The organism is Phenylobacterium sp. FG114, from assembly GCF_057809855.1.
Genome location: NZ_JBMDKU010000001.1, coordinates 528,941 through 548,296, shown reverse-complemented (window position 1 = coordinate 548,296; position 19,356 = coordinate 528,941). Strand labels below are relative to the sequence as shown.

Genomic DNA, 19,356 nt, shown 5'->3' with positions numbered 1-19,356 from the left:
ATCACCCGCCGCCGGCCGCTAGGCCGGCGACGGGCGCGCGGCCTACTCGTCGTACAGCGGGCCGCCGTCGAACTCTTCGACCTGACCGCCGATGGCGTTGGTCGAACGCTTCGCGCCGCCGACGCAGATCAGACGCGAGCTCGGGAGGGACAGATGCTTGGACATTTCACGCTCCTGCTTGGAGTTATCGCCGGTCTGGCGACAGTGGAATTCCGCGCTTCTGCGACTCTCTATTCAATCTATATCGACTCTATATTTTTCGGCCAGCGTTGAGGGCGGCGGTGAGCCGGTCGGCGGCCTGGATGCGGCGGCCGTGGAACTTCCGCAGCGCCTGCAGGAGGTCCGGCAGGTCCACGGCGCTGGCCTGGGCCAGCAGCTCGGCACTCTCGATGGCCAGGTCGTCGAAGACCAGCGGCTCCACCCGGCGGACCGGCGCCAGCTGGGCCACGGTCGTCCGGTAGGTCTCGACGAGGGACCGGCTGCCGGCCGCCCCGACCCAGGCCAGGAAGAAGGCTTCCGTGGCCTGCACCGGATCCGTGGACCCCACGGCCGCCTCCGGCGCCGGCAGGCGCCGCCCGCGGTCCCGTCCCGACAGGATCAGGAGTTGCGCGAGCGCTATGCGATAGAGGTCGGCCACGTCCACCCCCGACAGGGTGCGGACGAAGAACCCCTGCCGCCGCCGCTCCTCGACCAGGCCCTCCCCGGCCAGGCGGGAGAGGGCTTCGCGCACGGGGGTGGCGCTGAGGTGCAGGCTGGCGGCCAACCGGCTGGCCGGGATCCGGCTGCCGGGCGGCATCTGGCCGTCTCGCAGCCGGGCGCGCAGCACCCCCAGGGCGGCCTCGAACGCATCATCGCGGCCCATCGACATGCACGCCTCCACTGTACCCACTCCAGCGCGAAGTAAGCCGGCCCACGACTGTATATTGCAAGATGTAAGGTTACGCCCTTTCCACCGGGAAGCAGTCTCATAAGACCTGGTTGCGTCGAACCCGCAATCTCGTTGCGGGTGGGCCGCCATCTCATGGCGTGATGATCGCGAATATTCTCGATCCCGCGGATTTCCGCGCTTGGAATCATGACGTTTTCTTGAATATGGGTGTCCGGCGTGCCAACTTCTCCGCCTGTACTGGAGGTGGTCATGAGTTGGCCGGAGAGCCCCCGGGAGGGCGCGCCGAGCGTGGAGCTGATCGTGCGCAGGCTCGCCTATCACATCCACCAGCGCACCCTGGAGCCGGAGACCGCCGCCCGGGTGGCGCGCACGGCCCGCATCACCCGCAAGACGCTGGCCCGCTACGCCACCTATCGGCCGGCGGCGGCGACCGAGGTCGGCGACCTGCACTCACTCGGGCCGCGCCGGCTCGACCTCTTTGCGGCCATCTGCCTGGCGCTCGGCGAGAACCCCGGCAAGGTGCTCTGGGCCGCCACGGTCGCCGGCGACTATCCGTCGATGCTGGCGGTGCTGTCCGCCGACGTGCACCTGCAGCACCGGCTGGTCATCTCCGACCTGGCCGCAGGGCCCGACACCGCCACCCTGACCATCGTCCCCGCGCGCCAGGCCGCCTGAGCGGAGCGGGAGGGAGGGCCGGACGGGCTGCCGGAGAGTCCGGCGGGAGGTCCCGATGTCCAGCCTTGCCAACAGCCCAACTTCGCTTGCCGCCCTGGCCGCCGCGCTGGGGGGCGAGACCTATGCCGGAGGCCGCTCGGCCCTGGTTCCGGCCCCCGGCCACAGCGCGCAGGATCGGTCCGTGTCGCTCCGCGTGGTCGACGGCCGCCTCCTCGTCCACTGCTTCGGCGCCGCCGACTGGCGCGAGGTTCTCGACGACCTGCGCGACCGTGGCCTGATCGACGCCGACAATCGCCTGACCGGCGCCGTTCCCGGCGGGAGGTCGGGACGGCCGCCGGCGCCGGAACCGTCGCGGGCCGAGCGCATCGCCGCGGCCGCCCAGCTGTGGGCGGAGGGGGCTGCGGTGACGCCGGGCGATCCCGCGGGCCGCTACCTGGCCCGGCGCGGCGTGGCTGAGGCCGCCGCCGCTGCGGCGTCGCTTCGGGCGCACCGCGCGGCGCCCGCCGGCGTCTATCGCCGTGGCGGACCTTATCGGCCGGCGCTGCTCGCAGGGGTTCAGGACCTGGGGGGCGCGGTCACCGCCGTGGAGGTCACCTACCTCGACGACCTGGGCCGGCGCAGCCGGCTGGCCCGGCCGCCGCGCAAGCTGGTGGGCGCCCTGCCGGCCGGCTCGGCGGTGCGCCTGACGCCGCCGGCCGAGGCCATGCTGGTCGGGGAGGGGGTGTTCACGACCCTGTCGGCCATGCGTCGGTTCGCCTTGCCGGGCTGGGCGCTGCTGTCGACGAGCAACCTGCGGCGCTGGACGGCTCCCGCGGGCGTGCGCCGCGTCCTGATCGCCGGCGACCGTGGGCCGGACGGCGAGCGCTCGGCCGGGATCCTGTGGGCGGGCCTGCGCGCGGCGGGGGTGGCCGCCGAGGTGGTATTGCCGCCTCTCGGATACGGCGACTGGAACGACCTCGACCAGGAGGAGGCGAGGAGGAAGGGCGGATGAGGTCGCCCGGATCTGAGGGGATGGTCCCTGACGGACGGGTGGGAACTGACCCATGTCCAAGACTTCTCGTTCCAAGACGCCGGTCGTCGCGGTTGCGGCGGTCGAACCGACCACGCCGGAACGCCTGCCGGTGGCCTTCGCGCTCCGCGACCTCGCGGTGGCGCCGGAGAACCTCCGCTTTGGTGAAGCGCCCGATGACGGTATCCCAGAGCTTGCCGAGACCATTTTCGCGGCCGGTGTGCTGCAGCCGCTGACCGTGCGGCCGGGCGAGCGCAAGACCAGCTTCATGATGGTCCTCGATGGCCGTCGGCGGCTCCTCGCGCTCCACACGCTGCGGGAGGCTGGTCGCATCACGGCCGACTATCCGGTCAGCTGCTTCATCGAGACGGACAAGCGGCGGCAGGCCGCGGCGGTCGTGCTCACCAACACCGCCGTGCCCGTGCACCTGGCCGACGTCATCGTGGCCATCGGCAAGATGCTGAAGGCCAGGCTGACGCCGGCCGCCATCGCCGGCGCGCTCGGCTATGGAGAACTCGACGTGCGGCGTCTGGCGGCGCTCTCGGACCTGCATCCGAAGGCGCTCGAGACGCTGAAGGCGGGCCGCTGCACGCTGCGGCAAGCGAAGCTTCTCGCACGCCTGCGCGATCCGGAGGCGCAGCGCGAGATCGCCGAGGCCGCCCTCAACGGCTTCGGGTTCCAGGAATGGCGGGCGACTGAGCGGCTCGACGCCGGCCAGGTCACCATCCACGACCGTCGCTTCGCCTTCGTGGGTGCGACGCGTTACGCCGAGGCGGGCGGCCGGCTCGAGAGCGACCTGTTCGGCGAGCGAGCCGACGTGGTGCTGGATCCCGACCGCCTGCAGGCGGCCTGGACCGCTCGGGCGGAGGCGATCGCCCAGGCCGTCGCCGACGGTCGCGGCTGGCAGGTCGTGGTCGCCGTCGAGGAGCCCGACATCGAGGACGAGGCCCTGGAGCCCTTCGGGGACGCCTACGGGATGGGACTGGACGCCGACGGGCTGGCGGCCTGGCGCTCGGCGACTGCCGCGGCCGAGGAGGCCCAGGCCGCGCTCGGCGACATCGACCTCTCGGACGCCGCCCTCGAGCCGGAGCTGGTCGCGTATCTGGGCGCCAAGCTCGCCGCCGACCTGGCCGGCGAGCCCGTGCGGGAGGTGCGCCTGCTCGCCGTCTACGCCGACAGCGTCACCGGGCTCGACATCCGCGCCTGGGGGCCGCCGGCGCCGGTCGAGACGGTGGCCGAGGCTCGGGACGACGACGAGGCGGCGGACGCCGAGACGGACGAGACGCCGGATGGCGAGGACCATGCGCCGCGTCCGCCGCGGCCGGTCGTGGTCGCCCCGGCGCCGCTGGCGGTCGCGCCGCCGGTGGACGTCGACGGCGTGAACCACGGGCTGCACGAGCTTCGGACCGACGTCGCCACCCGCGCTCTGGTCCGGGCGCTGGCCGACGACCCGGCCGCCGCACTGGTGGCCGTGGTGGCGCGGATGTTCTCAGTGATGGTCCTGCGCCAGGGCCTGGGCAAGGGTGGCGGCGCGCTCTCGCTCACCGCCGAGCCCTACAGCCGCATGTCCACCTCGCCGATCCCGACGCTGGACGGTGACGTGCGGCGCCGGCTCGCGGCGCGGCGCGAGGCCTGGTCGGTCTCCGGTCTTTCGCCCATCGCTTGGGTGGCCGGCCTTGAGCACGACGATCGGCTGGCGGTGCTCGCCGAGCTCGCGGGCCTCAGCCTGGACCTGCGGGAGGAGCGCACCACCAGCGTCCGGCGCACCGCGCGCGCCGAGGCGGTGGAGATCGCCGCGCTCTGCCACGCCGACGTCAGCGGGTACTGGACTCCGGACGCGGCCTTCCTGGACGCCCATCCGAAGAGCAAGCTCCTGGCGATGCTCAGCGAGATGGGGGCCGAGGAGCCGCTGGCGGCCGGCGCCCGCAAGGACGAGCTCGTGGACCTGGTGGCGAAGCGGGCGGCGGAACGGGCCTGGGCGCCGGCCTACCTGAGCTGGCAGGCCGAGCCGCCTGCGCCGGCTGATGAGGACGACCCGCCGCCCGCCAACCCCGGCGTCACCGCCGAGGCGCCGACGGAAGAGCCGGGGTCTGCGGAGTCCTCGGGGCCTGACGCCGCGCCGCCGCTCGCGGCCTGACGTCCCGGCGGCGGACGCCCATCGCGAGCGCCGGGGCGCATGGTGTCGACGGAGTCGAGGCCGCCCTGGCGCGGGCACGTCTGGAGCACTCCGCGGCCGCGCTTGCGCGGCCGGCTCCCACCGCGGTCCGCCCTTCGGGCCGACGGCGTCGTTCCGGTCGCTCCGGGACGGCGCCGTCATTCTGCGCCCGGGCTCAGCCGAGATCGGGCAGGTCGGCCTCGGGTTGGACGGCGGCGACGATATCGGCGTGCTCGGCCTCGCGGACGGCGCGGGCGATGTTGAGCCGGATGTAGAGCTGGGCCTTGCGGGTCTCGCGGATCACCGCTTCGATCTCCGGCGCGGCCCGGTTCAGGCTGCGCGCAGCGCCGCAGACCAGGAAGCGCCTTTTCGCCGGGGCGCCGACCACGGCGATCACATTGCCGGCGGTCATCGGCAGCTCCGCCATGGTGGCGCGGCGGAAGCGGTATTGGGCCCCGGAGGCGCCGGCAACGTCGAGGAAATCCATGCGACGTGGACCCTACCGGTCTGGGGTCCGTCGCGCCACGATGCGCTGTGGCTCCGCTTCGAACTTCGCCCGCCAGTGCGGCGCCGCCGACGCGCCGGGCTCAAGTGCGCTTGAGGCCGAATTTCCGAGTGGGGTGGAAACCGGACGTTCGACTTCGTGGACACGGTTTCGCTTTGCCCAGCTTCGCGCTAGCCCAAGGGCATGGCCCGTAATGAAGACCTTCGGCGCGCCGTGCGCCTCGTCGCTCTTCTCAACCTGGCCTATTTCGGCGTCGAGATGGCCATCGCGCTTCGTATCGGTTCGGTTTCCCTTTTGGCGGACAGCGCCGACTTCTTCGAAGACGCCGCCGTCAATTTCCTGATCTTTGCGGCGCTGGGGTGGAGCTCCGTTCGCCGCGCCCGTGTGGGCATGGCGCTTTCCGGCGTGTTGCTGCTTCCCGTCGCCGCCTTCGCCTGGACCTTGTGGCGCAAGCTCGGCGACCCCGCCGCGCCCGATCCCTTCGCCCTGACAGGAGCGGGCCTGGGGGCGCTGGCCATCAACCTATTCTGCGCCTTCACCTTGGCCCGCTATCGAGCACATAGCGGCAGTCTTACAAAGGCGGCGTTCCTGTCCGCCCGCAACGACGCCATCGCCAACATCGGCATCATTGCCGCCGGGGTCGCGACCGCATTCAGCGGGTCCATCTGGCCAGATGTACTTGTGGGCCTCGCCATCGCCGCAATGAACGCCGACGCGGCGCGTGCCGTTTGGCGAGCCGCCAAGGACGAACATCGCGAGGCGTCAGCAAGACCTTAGTCCGCGATGGATCGATTGCGGACGTGCGGTCAGGTCGCTCGCGGTAGAAGGATGATTGCCGATCCCAAGAGGCACGCCGTTAGGCCGATCAGGTCCCACCTGTCGGGGGCCTGCCTTTCCACGACCCACAACCAAGCAATCGAGGCGGTAACGTAGATGCCGCCGTACGCGGCGTAGGCGCGACCTGCGTGTGCTGCATCGACGCGCGTGAGCAGGAACGCAAAACCGGCCAGCGCGACGAGGCCTGGGGCGATCCAGAGCGGCGAGCGCCCCTCCCGGAGCCAAGCCCAGAAAGCGAAACAGCCCGCGATCTCCAAGATCGCGGCGCCCGAGAAGTAGACCCAACTCATGCTTTTGCTGATGCCTGTGGGCTGTTCAGGACATCGCCGAACACAGTGCAGTTCGCTGCCGGGTCGGTCGCGCATGTGCTGTCGCACCGCGCCGCCATTCCCGTCAGCATCCGCTCCAGGCTCTCCAGTTCTTCACGCTTGCGCCGGATGGCCTCGACGTGGGCCTGGATCAGATCGCGAGCATCACCGCAGGTCGAGGGGTCGCCGTCAGAGATGTCGAGCAGTTGGCGGACCTGTTCGAGCGAGAGACCCAGATCACGCGCCCTTCTGATGAACGTCAGGCGGTGAACCTGGGGCCATCCGTAGGCCCGCCGCCCATTGGGCGTGCGGCCCACGGCGGTCAGCAGTCCGATCTCTTCGTAGTAGCGGATGGTTGGCGTCGAGCAGCCTGAACGGCCCGCCGCTTCGCCGATGGTCAGCGCCATCATAAGCCCCTTGCTCTTCAAGTTACTTGAAGAAGTAAGAGGGAGCGCGGTGAAGCTGACAAGGAGATTTGCGATGAAGGTGCGTTGGGGACTGATCGGCCTGGGGACGGCTGCCTGTGCGGCGTGTTGCGCCCCTCTGATCCTGCCGCTGCTGGCGGGCGGCGGTTTGATAAGCGCGGGCGCACTCGGCGGAACGCTTCTGTTCGGCCTGACCCTGGACCAGGTTCTTTGCTACGGGCTCCCGCTGGCAGCGATGGTGTTCCTGCTGGTCGCGGGGTTGCGCCGGGCTTTCCGGCCCAAAGCCGCGGAGTGTGGCTGCGAGGCGAGTTGTGAGATCAATACATGTGCTCCGGCTCCCTCGCACCCTGGCGGCCATTGAGCAGAGGAACCGTCAGGACGTCGGGCCTCATCCGATAACTGCTATGGGTCGGACCCGGAAATAGAGTCCAACGCGCAAAGCGGGCATTCGCTGACGCGCCCCTGCGGGCCGGGCTCTACTCGGCTACGCCTCCCGGAGCCTCCGCGGGAGTCTCCACGCCCTGGGCCGCCCTCTGAGCCCTGCGGTCTCTTCAGGCTGGGCGTTGCGATCCCTGCGCGGAACGAAACAGGCGCTCGAGGCGCAGATCACCGCCGAAGGTTCGATTCGGGATCTTCGCACTGAACTGACACGGACGCCGGACCTAAGCGCCAGAAATCCCTCGGAAATTCCGGGCGTTAGCGGCCGGGGGTTGCAGGCGGTTAGAGAACGATCCCTCATGCAAGCCGGAGGGGAAGGAAGGGCGGCGGAAAGGCGAGCCGATCGGGCTCGCGGATCCGGAGCACCGGCCATGAATTCCACCTCCCCCTGGACCGACGATCGCGTCGAGGCCCTCGCCAAGCTCTGGCGCGACGGCAAGAGCGCCTCGGTCATCGCCCGTGAGCTGGGCGGCGTCACCCGCAACGCCGTGATCGGCAAGGTCCACCGACTGGGCCTGAGCGGTCGGGCTACCCCGGCTCGGCCAGGAAGCCGGCGGCCGCGGGCGCCCCGGCCCGAGCCGCGGATTGCGCGGCGGCGTCCCGTGGCGGCGGCGTCGTCCGTCACCGTGCTCGAGCCGCCCCCGGAGACGGGCTTGGCGGACATGCGAACCGTGGGGCGCCACGCCTGCCGCTGGCCGATCGGAGACCCCCTGGCGCCGGGCTTCTCGGTCTGCGGCCGTCCGGCGGTGCGCGGGGCCTACTGCGCGCCGCACGGCGCGCTCGCTTACCGGCCCACGGCCCGCGACCACCTGATGAAGTTGGCCGGGCTGGCCTGAGCCGCCCGCGCCGATCCCCCCAACCCTCGCCCATCCTTACGGAGGCCCATCATGCCCCGCGATCCTGCGCGCCCCGATCTCTACGCCCGCGTCACCGACGCCATCGTCGCCGACCTGGAGGCCGGCCTCCGGCCCTGGGTTAAGCCCTGGACCGCCGGCGGGCTGGGCGGCCCGGTCAGCCGACCGCTGCGGGTGGGCGGTCAGCCCTACAGCGGCGTCAACGTCCTGCTGCTCTGGTCCGAGGCGGTCGCCCAGGGCTTTGCGGCGCCCACCTGGATGACCTTCCGCCAGGCCCAGGCCTTGGGCGCCCAGGTCCGGCGCGGGGCGCGCGGCGCGACGGTCGTCTACGCCAACCGCATCCGGCGGGTGGAGGATCGCGGCGACGGGAATTCGGTCGAACGGTCGATCCCGTTTCTGAAGGCCTACACCGTCTTCAACGTCGCGCAGATCGACGGCCTGCCGCCCGCCTTCCAGGCTGAGCCGCCGGCGCCAACGTCGGCCGAACGACGCATCCACAGGGCCGAGGACTTCTTCGCGGCCACCGGCGCGCGCGTCCGCTACGGCGGCGACGCGGCCTACTATGCGCCTGGGCCCGACCACATCCAGATGCCTTTCGCGGCGAGCTTCCCCGACATCGTGGATTTCTACGCCACCCAGGCGCACGAGAGCGTGCACTGGACCCGGCATCCCACGCGGCTGGACCGTGACTTCGGGCGCAGGCGCTGGGGCGACGAGGGCTACGCGCGGGAGGAACTGGTCGCCGAGCTGGGCGCCGCCTTCCTGTGCGCCGACCTCGGACTCGACCTGCGGCCCCGCCGCGACCACGCCGACTACATCGGCGACTGGCTGAAGGTGCTGAAGGGCGACAAGCGCTTCGTCTTCCAGGCCGCTGCGTTCGCGCAGAAGGCCTGCGACTACCTGCACGGTCTGCAGCCGGAGGCGCCGCGAGACGACGAGGTCGACGATGCTCCGGGTCCGGAGCCGGCCGCGCAGGCTTGGACGGCGAACTCGACGCCCAGGGGCGCCGGGGCGATATCCCCTGCCAGCCCCTCTGGATCGCCCGTCGGATGACGGGCCACGTCGGCGACTGAGAGCGGGGCCGGCTCAGCACCCGGCGCGAGGGCGCGCCGGACGGCGCGTCCGCCTCTGCGGGCGGACGCAACGCCCCCACACAACGTCCTCTCATCCTGTCACGTCACCCTGGACGTCAACGGCCTGGCGGCCGTTCCCCTCCGCTTCGCGAGAGGCGCTCCGCTCCGGTGACCTCCCGGGGCCCGACGTGTCGGACGGAGAGGTCGTTGCGCGTGGGCGCGCATCGGCGGTTCCCTCATCATGGAGTCCTGCGATGACCTTCTCCCTTCACGCCTTCGCCCCTTCCGACACAGCCTTCGACGTCCAGGCCGCGGCGCTGGAAGACCCGCGGCCGCATCCCACGGAAGCCGCCCTGGTCCAGCTTGGACATGCGCTGATGACCGAGCTCATCGACCTGGTCGGCGACACCGCGCTCGAAGACGTCCAGGCGATCCTCGCCGAGAGCCTGATCGGCGCCTTCCATTCGGCTGCCGGGCGGATCGAACGGGAAGCGGATCGGGCGCGCGACCGCGTGCGCTGGCTCGAACGCGACTTCGACGGGTCGGAGATGGCCGACACCGAGCTGCAGGAGGCGACCGGGACCACCCGCGCCTTCGATGTGGCCCAGGCTGCCGCCGAGCTCGTCCGCGACGCCGCGGCCGAGGCCTATACGACGATGACCGGTGAGGTCTGGACCGCCTGGCGGGGCAGCCGCCGCGGCACCTGCCTCACCGCCGCCCAGCTGGAAGCCAAGCAGACGATCCGCGCCATCGAGCGCCGGAAGCAGGGCGAGGCGGAGCCCCAGGGACCGGTCGTGGCCTTCCGGGCGGCTCCGAGCGCCGACAGCGCCGAAGACGCTCAGCGAATCTTCGACGCTCTGAACTGGGCCCAGACGCAGTGGCCGGACTTGGTGCTCGCGACCACCGGGGCCAAGGGGGCGGAGAAGATCGCCATCCGCTGGGCGCAGCAGAAAGGCGTCACCCTCGTGCTCGCCCGGGCGGACTTCGACCGGCATGGCAAGGCGGCCCCCTTCCGCGCCAACGACGACCTGCTTGCTCTGGAACCGACCTGCTGCCTGACGTTGGCGCAGACGCTGGATCGTCAGCGGCGCGGGTCAGTGCATCCCTTCGGGCCGGCTCTGAATCTCGCGCAGCAGGCGGAAGCCCGCGGCGTACAGCACCTGGCGATCCGCGCCCGCGCCGCATAGCGTTCGCGCAAGAACGTCTCAGCCCAGACCCGCTCGGCTCCGGCCGGGCGGGTTTCTTCGTTTGGCCCCGTGATCGGCGAGGCTCTGTTTAGAAGGCACCAAGCCTCGACCTGCGCTGGACTTTGCGCGGGTTTGATCCGGATTGTTGTCGTTGAGCTTGACCACAGATTTTGGAGCTTAGGGCAAGATAAAAGAGGTGTCTGTCTCTTCGTTTTGCTTCACGATCTTAGACACTTGGCGAGCAGCTGACGCCCGTCCTGAACTCGCCGCAACGTGTGCCCGACTCTCGAGCTTCTCGACCGCAGGAGGGGTGGAATGCTGGTCCGCGAATCCATTCGAATGCGGCTCCCGGACACGCTGCCCGGAGACGACCGGACGTCCTACGCGCGCCTTCCGCATAGCTTGAAACGAGATGCGAGTGGCGTCCGGACGGGGATGTTGCAGCGGCTATCCGCTTCCAGGCTGTTCGCCTATGGCGACCGGGCCGGCGTGCTCAGCGCAGCACAGCGACGCTCCGGCCGCGCCTTTCGGCTGGACGTGCGGCAACGGGTGATCGTGAAGGCCCTGGTCTCTCGCCACTCCGGACACGGCGTCGTGCGCGCGGCCGCGCTGGCGGCGCATGTGGCCTACCTCGGGCGCTCCGGCGCCGGTTTCGCCGAGCAGCCGCCGGAGTTCTTCGATCGCGGCCAGGACGTGATCGATCCGGATGCCGCCACGCGGTCCTGGGGCGAGGATCGGCACCATTTCCGGTTCATCGTATCTCCCGAGCACGGCGAGCGGATCTCCGACCTGGGGGGCTACACCCGGGAGGTGATGCGGCGGGTCGCGGACGATCTGGGCGAGCCCGGTTTGATCTGGATCGCCACCTGCCACTACGACACCGGGCACCCCCATGCCCACGTCCTGATCCGCGGCCGGCGGGCCTCGGGCCGGGACCTCGTCATACCTCGAGACTACGTGGGGTTTGGCTTCCGTGCGCGGGCGCAGGAGGTGGCGCAGGAGCGCCTTGGCGACCTGACCCGTGCGGAGGCCGAGCGCCGTGTGTGGCGCGAGACCCAGGCCGACCGGTTCACGGGGCTGGACCGAAGGCTCCTCCAGGCGGCGGACGCGGACCGATGTGTGGACGACGGCGTCGGTGTGAACGACGCCTGGTCGGCCCTGACGCGGGGACGACTTCGAAGGCTCGAGGCCCTGGGTCTCGCCGAGCGGGTGGGGCGCCGATATCGGCTGGACGCCGAGCTTGAGCCTCGCCTGCGATCCCTTCAGCTGCGGCAGGACATCATCCGGACCCTGCACCAGCGACGCCTGCAGAGCGGTCATGAACCGCAGGCGCTGGGCGACACGCCGGTTCGCGGTCGCGTCGTCGCGCGGGGATATCACGACGAGCTGGGCGGCGCGGGTTGGGTGATCGTGCGCGAGGCGCACGGGCAGGAGCGCTACGCGCGACTGAAATCCGGACAAGCCCTGCCGACGTTGGGTCGAGGCATTGAGCTCTTGCCGACACCTCAGGGCGCGCAGATCGCGGGCAGGTCGAGGTCGATCGATCTCGGCCGCTAAGCGCTCTTCGTTCTCTGCATATCTGATGCGGAGATGACGGTGCTGATGGCCGGTCTCGGCTTGCTAAGAACTCCGCAGGCGCATGCCGCTGACCCGACGTCAGTGGAGCTTGCGGTCACCCGCTACTTCGTCGGTCTTTACGAGGGTCGGCCGTCGCGCCGGACGCCCACATTCGAGCGGTCGCAGAATGTCGTCGTGGAAAGCGTCGATGATGATGGCGAGCGCGACGACGTGGCGGCTCTCAGGACAGTCCGCGGCAAGATCAAGAACGGCCCTGACGAGGCTGCTGTAGAGACGCTTTGCGGACTCGATATCGGAGGCTGAGGCATTGGGCATCTGCGGATCTCCGTGCCGGCGACATCATCGCCGCGATCCCGACCGACCGTCGATACGTAACCTTACCCCCCTGCTGCCAGGCTGCGCTTCGGACAGGTCAGTCTTTGGGGTGGCGCTAGCGAAACACCTGACGCTGCGTGGAATGGGGCGAAACGCCGGCCAGTGGCAGGTTGCAAGTGGTACCCCGGTGGTACCCAGCCCGCCCAAGTCTTCGTAGGATTGGTATGCGCGCTCAAGCGCCTGCCCGAAAAAGGCGAAGGCCCCCAGTGGGTTACTGGGGGCCTCCATGGTGGAGCTAAGCGGAGTCGAACCGCTGACCTCTTGAATGCCATTCAAGCGCTCTACCAACTGAGCTATAGCCCCGAGGTCGGGTCTTCCCGGGGAGGCTGGCCCCCCGGGAAGGCGCGGAACCTATTCAAACCGGTTCCCGCGATCAAGCCCGCTTTCAGGCTTTTTTTGTCGCGGGCCCCGGCTCCCTGTTGGCGCGGGATTTTACCGGTCGTCGTCGCCGTCGTCCGGAAGGCCCTCGATCTCGGATTCGTCGAAGTCGTCTTCGTCCTCGTCCTCCAGGAACGGAACGTCGTCGGCGTCCTCGACTTCCTCGTCGTCGGTGAACTCGCCCAGATCCTCCGAGACCGCGCCGGAGGCGGGCTCGTCGGTGTCGTCGTCATCGGTGGACAGCGGCGGCTCGTCGGCGACTTCGTCGAGTTCGGGCGTGACCGCCTCTTCCTCTTCTTCGTCCTCGTCGGCCTCCTTCTCCACGACCTGATCTTCGACCTGGTCGTCTTCGGGGACGATGGTGCGCGCGCGGACGCGGCGGTTGCGGACGGCTTCGTCGGGATCGAACTCGGTCGCGCACTTGGGGCAGTGCGCCGGACGTTTGTTCAGATCGTAGAACTTAGCCTGGCAGTTCGGGCAGATTTGCTTCGTGCCCAGCTCGGGATTGGCCAAAGGCGGCGACCCTCTAATTTTGGAAATTCGCGAAAAGGCGGCGTCCCTTGCCACGGGCGGGACCGCCTGTCAAAGCAATCGCCCTCACGACCAGACCCCATATCCGGAGGCGCGTTTTCGAGACATGACGGCGGCGAACCTGACCGCCAGGCGAGCCGGTCCCCTCAGAGGGACCGTGCGTGCTCCGGGGGACAAATCCATCAGCCATCGTGCGCTCATCCTGGGCGCCCTGGCTAGCGGCGTGACCGAGATCGAGGGCCTGCTCGAGGGCGACGACGTCAAGCGCACCGCCGCGGCCATGGCCGCGTTCGGGGCGGACGTGCAGCGTCTGGGCCCCAGTGAACAGGGCGGGGGCAAGTGGCGCGTCGAGGGCAAGGGGGGCTTCTCCGAACCGGCCGACGTGGTGGACTGCGGCAACGCCGGCACCGGCGTCCGGCTGATCATGGGCGCCGCCGCCGGGTTCGACATGGCGGCCACCTTCACCGGCGACAACTCGCTGCGGGGCCGGCCGATGAACCGCGTGCTGCGGCCCCTGGGCGAGATGGGCGCGACCTGGATCTGCCGCCAGGGCGGACGCCTGCCGCTGACCCTGAAGGGCGGGAACCTGCGCCACGTGGCCTATCGCCTGCCCGAGCCGTCGGCCCAGGTGAAGTCGGCGGTGCTGCTGGCTGGCCTGCACGCCGAGGGCGGCGTCGAGGTGATCGAGCCCGAGGCCACCCGCGACCACACCGAGCGGATGCTGCACGGCTTCGGCGCCACCATCGAGGTGCGCGAAGATGGCGCCGGGCGTCACATCGTCCTGCGCCCGGGGCAGAAACTGCGCGGGACCCGCATCCATGTGCCCGGCGATCCGTCGTCGGCGGCCTTCCCGCTGGTGGCGGCGCTGGTGACGCCGGGCTCCGAGGTCACGGTCCAGGGGATGTTGTTGAACCCCCTGCGCATCGGCCTCCTGGAAACGCTGGGCGACATGGGCGCCGACATCTCGGTGACCAATGTGCGCGAGGAAGGCGGCGAGACCGTCGCCGACGTCACCGCCCGGCATTCCGAGCTCGAGGGCGTCGAGGTCCCGCCCGAGCGCGCGCCCTCGATGATCGACGAATATCCGATCCTGGCCGTCGCCGCGGCCTTCGCGTCGGGCAAGACCGTCATGCGCGGCATCGGCGAGATGCGCGTGAAGGAGAGCGACCGGATCGCGCTGATGGCCGCGGGCCTCGCCGCCTGCGGCATCGGGGTGGAGGAAGAGCCCGAGACCCTGACCGTGGTCGGCGCCAAGCGCGGCAATCACCTGGTCGGCGGTGGCGCGCGCGTCACTACCCATGGCGACCATCGCATCGCCATGTCGCACCTGGTCCTGGGCCTAGCCGCAGAAGAGCCGGTCAGCGTGGACGAGCCAGGGATGATCGCCACCAGCTTCCCCGGCTTCGTCCCGATGATGCAGGGCCTGGGCGCCGAGATCGCGAGCTGATGGGCAAACCCTTCCGCACGAGCTTCATCGTCGCCGTCGACGGACCGGCTGCGTCGGGGAAGGGCACGATCGCGACGCGGCTCGCGGCCGACCTCGGCCTGCCGGTGCTGGACACCGGGCTGCTCTACCGGGCGGTGGGCGTGCTGATGGACCGCGCGAACCTGTCGCTCGACGACGAGGGCGCCGCGGCGGCGGCGGCGGTCACCCTGAGCGCGGACCTGCTGAACGACCCTGCCCTGCGCACGCGCGCCGCCGGCGAGCTGGCCAGCCGCGTGGCGGTGCACCCGCGCGTCCGCGACGCCCTGCTGGAGTTCCAGCGCACCTTCGCCCGGCAGGACGGCGGGGCCGTGCTGGACGGTCGCGACATCGGCACCGTCATCTGCCCCGAAGCCCCGGCCAAGCTTTACGTCACCGCCACGCCCGAGACTCGCGCCGAGCGCCGTTGGAAGCAGCTCCGCGGCCAGGGCGAAGACGTGGCCTACGATGACGTGCTGGCCGATATCCGTCGCCGGGACGCGCGCGACGGCGGCCGGGCGGCGGCGCCGATGACCCGCGCAGCCGACGCAAACTTGCTCGACACCACCGAAATGACTATAGAGCAGGCCGCCGATGCGGCCCGCCGTATCGTCGAGGCGGCGCGCGTCCGCTGGGAAGCCGGTCAGCCGGCGGACTAGCCGGACAAATCCAACCGCGCCTTTCCCTCGATTACTGCGGGCAAGTCTTCACCTGCGCGGGGTGTTCCCGCGTCTTCGGTTCAACCCCTAACCCGACCAGCGGGACTCCGTCCGGCCTTCATGCGGAAGGCGCGGACCCAAAGGTCATTTGAGTACGAAAGAAAACATGGCTGACGATCTGAGCCTGAACCCCTCGCGCGACGACTTCGCCGCGCTGCTCGACGAGTCCCTCGGCGGGCGCGATTTCATGGAAGGCCAAGTGGTCCACGGCAAGGTCGTGGCCATCGAAAAGGACTTCGCCATCGTCGACGTCGGTCTGAAGACCGAAGGCCGCGTTCCGCTCAAGGAATTCGGCATGGACGAAGGCAAGGGCGCGCTGAAGCCGGGCGACACCGTCGAGGTGTTCCTCGAGCGCGTCGAGAACGCCATGGGCGAGGCCGTCATCAGCCGTGAAAAGGCCCGCCGCGAGGAAGCCTGGACGCGCCTGGAAGGCGTTTACGAGAAGAACGAGCCGGTGATGGGTTCCATCGTCGGCCGCGTGAAGGGCGGCTTCACCGTCGACCTGGGCGGCGCCTCGGCCTTCCTGCCGGGTTCGCAAGTCGACATCCGTCCGGTGCGCGACGTCGGCCCGCTGATGGGTCGCGAGCAGCCCTTCGCCATCCTCAAGATGGACCGTCCGCGCGGCAACATCGTCGTCTCGCGCCGCGCCATCCTGGAAGAAGCCCGCGCCGAACAGCGCACCGAGCTGGTCAGCCAGCTGCAAGAGGGCGAAGTCCGCGAAGGCGTGGTCAAGAACATCACCGACTACGGTGCGTTCGTGGACCTGGGCGGCATCGACGGCCTGCTGCACGTCACCGACATGAGCTGGAAGCGCGTCAACCACCCGAGCCAGGTACTCGCGGTCGGCGACACGGTGAAGGTCCAGATCGTTAAGATCAACCCGGACACCCAGCGCATCTCGCTCGGCATGAAGCAGCTCCAGTCCGACCCGTGGGACGGCGTGGAAGCCAAGTACCCGGTGGGCGCGAAGTTCACCGGCCGCATCACCAACATCACCGACTACGGCGCCTTCGTGGAGCTGGAAGCCGGCGTCGAGGGCCTGGTGCACGTGTCGGAAATGTCGTGGACCAAGAAGAACGTCCACCCCGGCAAGATCGTGTCGACCTCGCAGGAAGTCGATGTGGTCGTTCTGGACGTCGATCCGTCCAAGCGCCGCGTCTCGCTGGGCCTGAAGCAGGCCCTGGCCAATCCGTGGGAGGCCTTCGTGGCCGCTCACCCGATCGGCACGGTCGTCGAGGGCGAAGTCAAGAACGCCACCGAGTTCGGTCTGTTCATCGGCCTGGAAAACGACATCGACGGCATGGTGCACCTGAGCGACCTCGACTGGGCCGCCCCGGGCGAAGAAGCCATCGCCAAGTACCAGAAGGGCGAGACCGTGAAGGCCCGCGTGCTGGACGTCGACGTCGAGAAGGAGCGTATCTCGCTCGGCATCAAGCAACTGTCGGGTGACCCGCTGCAAGGCGACACCTTCCGCAAGGGCCAGACCGTCACCTGCACCGTCACCGAGATCACCTCGGGCGGCATCGAGGTGAAGTTCGGCGACGAGGAAGCCCCGATGACGGCCTTCATCCGCAAGTCGGACCTGAGCCGCGACCGCGCCGACCAGCGCCCCGAGCGTTTCGCCGTCGGCGACCGCCTGGACGCCCAGGTCACCAACGTCGACAAGGCCGCCCGCCGCATCTCGCTGTCGGTGAAGGCCCTGGAAATGGCCGAGGAGAAGGAAGCCATCGAGCAGTTCGGCTCGTCGGACTCCGGCGCCTCGCTGGGCGACATCCTGGGCGCGGCTCTCCGCGAGAAAGCCCAGAAGGAATAGTCCAGGCCTTCTTGGCTTGAACATCGAAGCGGCGGATCGGGAAACCGGTCCGCCGTTTTCGTTTGTGAGCGCACGCTCTATCGTGACGGCGAAGTTTCGAAGAGGTCGCCCTCCACGTGTCGCGTTTCGTCCGTTTCGCCGCCGGCCTCGCCGCGGCCGTCCTGATCTCCGCACCGGCGATCGCCGCCCCTAAGCCCGCTTACGGGCCGCCGCCCAAGTGGGTCGACGTGGCCCCCGTTCCCGAGGCGCCGCCCGCTGAGGGCGCCCCCGCGATCCAGACGCTGCTCGACGACAACCAGAGCCGCCTGACGCCCCAGGGCGACGCCTTCTACAATCGGCGCGTCCGCAAGGTGCTGAAGGCCGAGGGCCTGGCGTCGCTGACCACCTTCGGCGTGACCTGGGACCCGGGCGACGAGACCGTGACCATCCACACGCTGCGGATCATCCGTGGCGGCCAGACCATCGACCTGCTGGGCAAGGGCAAGAAGATGCTCGTCCTGCGGCGTGAGCAGGATCTGGAGCGCGCCATGCTGGACGGCCGGATGAGCGCCAACCAGCAGATCGAGGGCCTACAGGTGGGCGACATCCTGGATGCGTCCTGGACCCACGCCGGCCGCGACCCGGTGGCGGGCAACCGATCGTACGACATGGAGGGACTGGGCTTTCCCGGCGTGGCGGGCCGCTACCGCGTACGCCTGTCCTGGCCCACGGGAGCGCCGATCCGCTACAAGCCCACCGAGGGCTTCGGCGAGCCCAGGCTGAGCCAGGACGGCGACTGGACCTGGCTGGTGCTGGACGCGTCCGGTGTCCAGGCCCCCAAGCCGCCAGTCGGCGCGCCGCCTCGGTTCCGCCGCCTCGGGTACATGGAGACCTCCAGCTTCGAGAGCTGGAACGAGATCTCGCGCATCATGGCCCCGCTGTATGACCGCGCCGCCGTGATCGCCCCGGACTCCGACCTGCGCGCCGAGATCGACGCGATCGCGGCGAAATCGTCCGATCCCAAGGTTCGCGCCTTCGAGGCCCTGCGGCTGGTCGAGGACAAGACCCGCTACTTCTTCATCGGCATCGGCGACGGCGGCTACGTGCCGGCCCCCGCCGACGAGACCTGGCGGCGCAAGTTCGGCGACTGCAAGGGCAAGACCGCCCTGCTGCTGGCGATCCTGAAGGAACTGAAGGTCGAGGCCGAACCGGCCCTGGTCAGCCTGGGCGGCGGCGACGGGATGAACGAGCGCCTGCCCTCGCTGGCGGCCTTCAACCATGTGATCGTCAAGGCGACGGTCGACGGCAAGACCTATTGGCTTGACGGTACGCGCACGGGCGACCGCAGCGGCCTGGAAGCGCTGCGCCCGCCGCCGCACCGTTGGGCCCTGCCCGTCCGCGCCGCCGGTTCCGACCTGGTCGAGATCGTGGTGCCGCCGCTGGACGAGCCGTTCCTGGAGGCCACCACCCGGTTCGACGCGTCGAAGGGTCTCGATGCGCCCGCGGGAATGCAGATGATCAGCCGCTTCCGCGGCGAGGCCGCCAACGGCATGCGGCGGATGGTGGCCACCGTGCCTCGCGCCGACCTGGAACGGAACTTCCGCCAGCAGATGTCGGGCAGCATGAGCTGGGTCGACGTCCAGAAGGTCGAGTGGACCGACGACGCGGACAACGACGCCTTCGAGATCCGACTGTCGGGTTCGGCCGACCTCGACTGGCGCAAGAACCCCGACCTGGGCATGCGCGAGTATCGGGTGTCCAATTCCAGCAACGCCGCGCCGGGCTACCCGAGGCGCGAACCGGGCCCCAACCGCGACGCGCCCTACGCTGTGCCCTTCCCGCTGTTCGTGCGCACCACCACCGAGTTCGTGCTGCCCGCCGGCGGCAAGGGATTCACGGTCCGCGGGCCCAGCGGCAAGGAGACGATCGGGGCGATGGAGCTGAACCGCGCGGCCGGCATCAAGGACGGCGTGGCCCGGTTCACGACCGACCTGCGCTCGTTGCAGCCCGAAATCCCGGCGGCGGAGGCCGAGGCCGCCACGCGGACCTTCCGGCGCGTCGCGTCGGAGGACAGCCTGATCCGCGCGCCGTTGTAGGCGTCCGCGGTTCGCCGGCGCCTCCAGAAGAGCAAGCTTGGCCGTAGAGTAGAGTTAACCCGCTTTTGCG

The 19,356-nt window shown here is 69.9% G+C and carries 20 protein-coding genes and 1 tRNA gene; 14 read left to right on the top strand and 7 right to left on the bottom strand.

Features of this window, described 5'->3' with window-relative positions:
• Positions 1–42 precede the first annotated feature (42 nt).
• Both ACODSY_RS02795 and ACODSY_RS02790 read right to left on the bottom strand, forming a co-directional pair.
• Positions 43–165 (bottom strand): hypothetical protein, encoded by a 123-nt coding sequence (locus ACODSY_RS02795; protein WP_488950102.1) that lies wholly within the window; start codon positions 163–165, stop codon positions 43–45.
• A gap of 85 nt (positions 166–250) precedes the next feature.
• Positions 251–868, bottom strand: coding sequence for a GntR family transcriptional regulator (locus ACODSY_RS02790; RefSeq protein ID WP_488950101.1), 618 nt, complete (start codon positions 866–868; stop codon positions 251–253).
• A gap of 270 nt (positions 869–1,138) precedes the next feature.
• On the opposite strand from ACODSY_RS02790, the gene ACODSY_RS02785 reads away from it, so the two are divergent.
• From ACODSY_RS02785 to ACODSY_RS02775, 3 genes are read left to right on the top strand one after another with little or no spacing between them, the layout of a single operon-like run.
• The gene (locus ACODSY_RS02785) at positions 1,139–1,564 is read left to right on the top strand and encodes a hypothetical protein (protein WP_488950100.1); all 426 of its coding nucleotides are present in this window, start codon (positions 1,139–1,141) and stop codon (positions 1,562–1,564) included.
• A gap of 55 nt (positions 1,565–1,619) precedes the next feature.
• Entirely contained in the window at positions 1,620–2,555 is a 936-nt protein-coding gene (locus tag ACODSY_RS02780) for a toprim domain-containing protein (protein WP_488950099.1), read from the top strand.
• Between the two features lie 52 nt (positions 2,556–2,607).
• Positions 2,608–4,710 (top strand): ParB/RepB/Spo0J family partition protein, encoded by a 2,103-nt coding sequence (locus ACODSY_RS02775; RefSeq protein WP_488950098.1) that lies wholly within the window; start codon positions 2,608–2,610, stop codon positions 4,708–4,710.
• A gap of 193 nt (positions 4,711–4,903) precedes the next feature.
• Here ACODSY_RS02775 and ACODSY_RS02770 read toward each other — a convergent pair whose 3' ends face one another.
• Positions 4,904–5,215: a hypothetical protein gene (locus tag ACODSY_RS02770; protein ID WP_488950097.1), complete on the bottom strand. Its 312-nt coding sequence runs from the start codon at positions 5,213–5,215 to the stop codon at positions 4,904–4,906.
• Between the two features lie 231 nt (positions 5,216–5,446).
• Here ACODSY_RS02770 and ACODSY_RS02765 point away from each other — a divergent pair, with 231 nt between their 5' ends.
• Positions 5,447–6,010 (top strand): cation efflux transmembrane domain-containing protein, encoded by a 564-nt coding sequence (locus ACODSY_RS02765; RefSeq protein ID WP_488950096.1) that lies wholly within the window; start codon positions 5,447–5,449, stop codon positions 6,008–6,010.
• Positions 6,011–6,039: 29 nt separating this feature from the next.
• On the opposite strand, the gene ACODSY_RS02760 is transcribed toward ACODSY_RS02765, so the two are convergent.
• Positions 6,040–6,360, bottom strand: a complete 321-nt coding sequence (locus tag ACODSY_RS02760) for a YnfA family protein (RefSeq protein ID WP_488950095.1) — start codon at positions 6,358–6,360, stop codon at positions 6,040–6,042.
• Positions 6,357–6,785 carry a MerR family DNA-binding protein gene (locus ACODSY_RS02755; protein WP_488950094.1) on the bottom strand — a complete coding sequence of 143 codons (429 nt, stop codon included), beginning with the start codon at positions 6,783–6,785 and terminating at the stop codon, positions 6,357–6,359. Before ACODSY_RS02755 ends, ACODSY_RS02760 begins: the two co-directional genes overlap by 4 nt.
• A gap of 73 nt (positions 6,786–6,858) precedes the next feature.
• Here ACODSY_RS02755 and ACODSY_RS02750 point away from each other — a divergent pair, with 73 nt between their 5' ends.
• The 6 genes from ACODSY_RS02750 (at position 6,859) to ACODSY_RS02725 (ending at position 12,236) form a co-directional block, all read left to right on the top strand.
• Positions 6,859–7,164, top strand: a complete 306-nt coding sequence (locus ACODSY_RS02750; RefSeq protein WP_488950093.1) for a hypothetical protein — start codon at positions 6,859–6,861, stop codon at positions 7,162–7,164.
• 448 nt (positions 7,165–7,612) lie between these two features.
• Complete coding sequence (locus ACODSY_RS02745) at positions 7,613–8,077, top strand: GcrA family cell cycle regulator (protein WP_488950092.1); 465 nt, start codon at positions 7,613–7,615, stop codon at positions 8,075–8,077.
• Between the two features lie 51 nt (positions 8,078–8,128).
• Positions 8,129–9,148 (top strand): ArdC family protein, encoded by a 1,020-nt coding sequence (locus ACODSY_RS02740; protein WP_488950091.1) that lies wholly within the window; start codon positions 8,129–8,131, stop codon positions 9,146–9,148.
• A gap of 274 nt (positions 9,149–9,422) precedes the next feature.
• Positions 9,423–10,355 (top strand): DUF2493 domain-containing protein, encoded by a 933-nt coding sequence (locus ACODSY_RS02735; RefSeq protein WP_488950090.1) that lies wholly within the window; start codon positions 9,423–9,425, stop codon positions 10,353–10,355.
• A 315-nt stretch (positions 10,356–10,670) separates the two neighbouring features.
• Complete coding sequence (locus ACODSY_RS02730) at positions 10,671–11,912, top strand: DUF3363 domain-containing protein (protein WP_488950089.1); 1,242 nt, start codon at positions 10,671–10,673, stop codon at positions 11,910–11,912.
• 33 nt (positions 11,913–11,945) lie between these two features.
• Positions 11,946–12,236, top strand: a complete 291-nt coding sequence (locus ACODSY_RS02725) for a hypothetical protein (protein ID WP_488950088.1) — start codon at positions 11,946–11,948, stop codon at positions 12,234–12,236.
• 299 nt (positions 12,237–12,535) lie between these two features.
• Here the strand turns inward: ACODSY_RS02725 and ACODSY_RS02720 are convergent.
• Both ACODSY_RS02720 and ACODSY_RS02715 read right to left on the bottom strand, forming a co-directional pair.
• A tRNA-Ala gene (locus tag ACODSY_RS02720) sits at positions 12,536–12,611 on the bottom strand.
• Between the two features lie 129 nt (positions 12,612–12,740).
• Positions 12,741–13,199 (bottom strand): TIGR02300 family protein, encoded by a 459-nt coding sequence (locus ACODSY_RS02715; RefSeq protein WP_488950087.1) that lies wholly within the window; start codon positions 13,197–13,199, stop codon positions 12,741–12,743.
• A 124-nt stretch (positions 13,200–13,323) separates the two neighbouring features.
• Between ACODSY_RS02715 and aroA the strand changes: the two genes are divergently transcribed.
• The 4 genes from aroA (at position 13,324) to ACODSY_RS02695 (ending at position 19,286) form a co-directional block, all read left to right on the top strand.
• Positions 13,324–14,664 (top strand): 3-phosphoshikimate 1-carboxyvinyltransferase, encoded by a 1,341-nt coding sequence (aroA, locus tag ACODSY_RS02710; RefSeq protein WP_488950086.1) that lies wholly within the window; start codon positions 13,324–13,326, stop codon positions 14,662–14,664.
• Positions 14,664–15,338 carry a (d)CMP kinase gene (gene cmk, locus ACODSY_RS02705; RefSeq protein WP_488950085.1) on the top strand — a complete coding sequence of 225 codons (675 nt, stop codon included), beginning with the start codon at positions 14,664–14,666 and terminating at the stop codon, positions 15,336–15,338. The genes aroA and cmk overlap by 1 nt, the downstream gene beginning before the upstream one ends.
• Before the next feature lie 166 nt (positions 15,339–15,504).
• Positions 15,505–17,211, top strand: a complete 1,707-nt coding sequence (gene rpsA, locus ACODSY_RS02700; RefSeq protein ID WP_488950084.1) for a 30S ribosomal protein S1 — start codon at positions 15,505–15,507, stop codon at positions 17,209–17,211.
• A gap of 116 nt (positions 17,212–17,327) precedes the next feature.
• Positions 17,328–19,286: a DUF3857 domain-containing protein gene (locus tag ACODSY_RS02695; RefSeq protein WP_488950083.1), complete on the top strand. Its 1,959-nt coding sequence runs from the start codon at positions 17,328–17,330 to the stop codon at positions 19,284–19,286.
• Positions 19,287–19,356: the final 70 nt, after the last annotated feature.

Coding starts and splice junctions, on each gene's coding strand:
- ACODSY_RS02795 (WP_488950102.1), bottom strand. CDS start 165: ATGTCCAAGCATCTGTCCCTCCCGAGCTCGCGTCTGATCTGCGTCGGC.
- ACODSY_RS02790 (WP_488950101.1), bottom strand. CDS start 868: ATGTCGATGGGCCGCGATGATGCGTTCGAGGCCGCCCTGGGGGTGCTG.
- ACODSY_RS02785 (WP_488950100.1), top strand. CDS start 1,139: ATGAGTTGGCCGGAGAGCCCCCGGGAGGGCGCGCCGAGCGTGGAGCTG.
- ACODSY_RS02780 (WP_488950099.1), top strand. CDS start 1,620: ATGTCCAGCCTTGCCAACAGCCCAACTTCGCTTGCCGCCCTGGCCGCC.
- ACODSY_RS02775 (WP_488950098.1), top strand. CDS start 2,608: ATGTCCAAGACTTCTCGTTCCAAGACGCCGGTCGTCGCGGTTGCGGCG.
- ACODSY_RS02770 (WP_488950097.1), bottom strand. CDS start 5,215: ATGGATTTCCTCGACGTTGCCGGCGCCTCCGGGGCCCAATACCGCTTC.
- ACODSY_RS02760 (WP_488950095.1), bottom strand. CDS start 6,360: ATGAGTTGGGTCTACTTCTCGGGCGCCGCGATCTTGGAGATCGCGGGC.
- ACODSY_RS02755 (WP_488950094.1), bottom strand. CDS start 6,785: ATGGCGCTGACCATCGGCGAAGCGGCGGGCCGTTCAGGCTGCTCGACG.
- ACODSY_RS02750 (WP_488950093.1), top strand. CDS start 6,859: ATGAAGGTGCGTTGGGGACTGATCGGCCTGGGGACGGCTGCCTGTGCG.
- ACODSY_RS02745 (WP_488950092.1), top strand. CDS start 7,613: ATGAATTCCACCTCCCCCTGGACCGACGATCGCGTCGAGGCCCTCGCC.
- ACODSY_RS02740 (WP_488950091.1), top strand. CDS start 8,129: ATGCCCCGCGATCCTGCGCGCCCCGATCTCTACGCCCGCGTCACCGAC.
- ACODSY_RS02735 (WP_488950090.1), top strand. CDS start 9,423: ATGACCTTCTCCCTTCACGCCTTCGCCCCTTCCGACACAGCCTTCGAC.
- ACODSY_RS02730 (WP_488950089.1), top strand. CDS start 10,671: ATGCTGGTCCGCGAATCCATTCGAATGCGGCTCCCGGACACGCTGCCC.
- ACODSY_RS02725 (WP_488950088.1), top strand. CDS start 11,946: ATGACGGTGCTGATGGCCGGTCTCGGCTTGCTAAGAACTCCGCAGGCG.
- aroA (WP_488950086.1), top strand. CDS start 13,324: ATGACGGCGGCGAACCTGACCGCCAGGCGAGCCGGTCCCCTCAGAGGG.
- cmk (WP_488950085.1), top strand. CDS start 14,664: ATGGGCAAACCCTTCCGCACGAGCTTCATCGTCGCCGTCGACGGACCG.
- rpsA (WP_488950084.1), top strand. CDS start 15,505: ATGGCTGACGATCTGAGCCTGAACCCCTCGCGCGACGACTTCGCCGCG.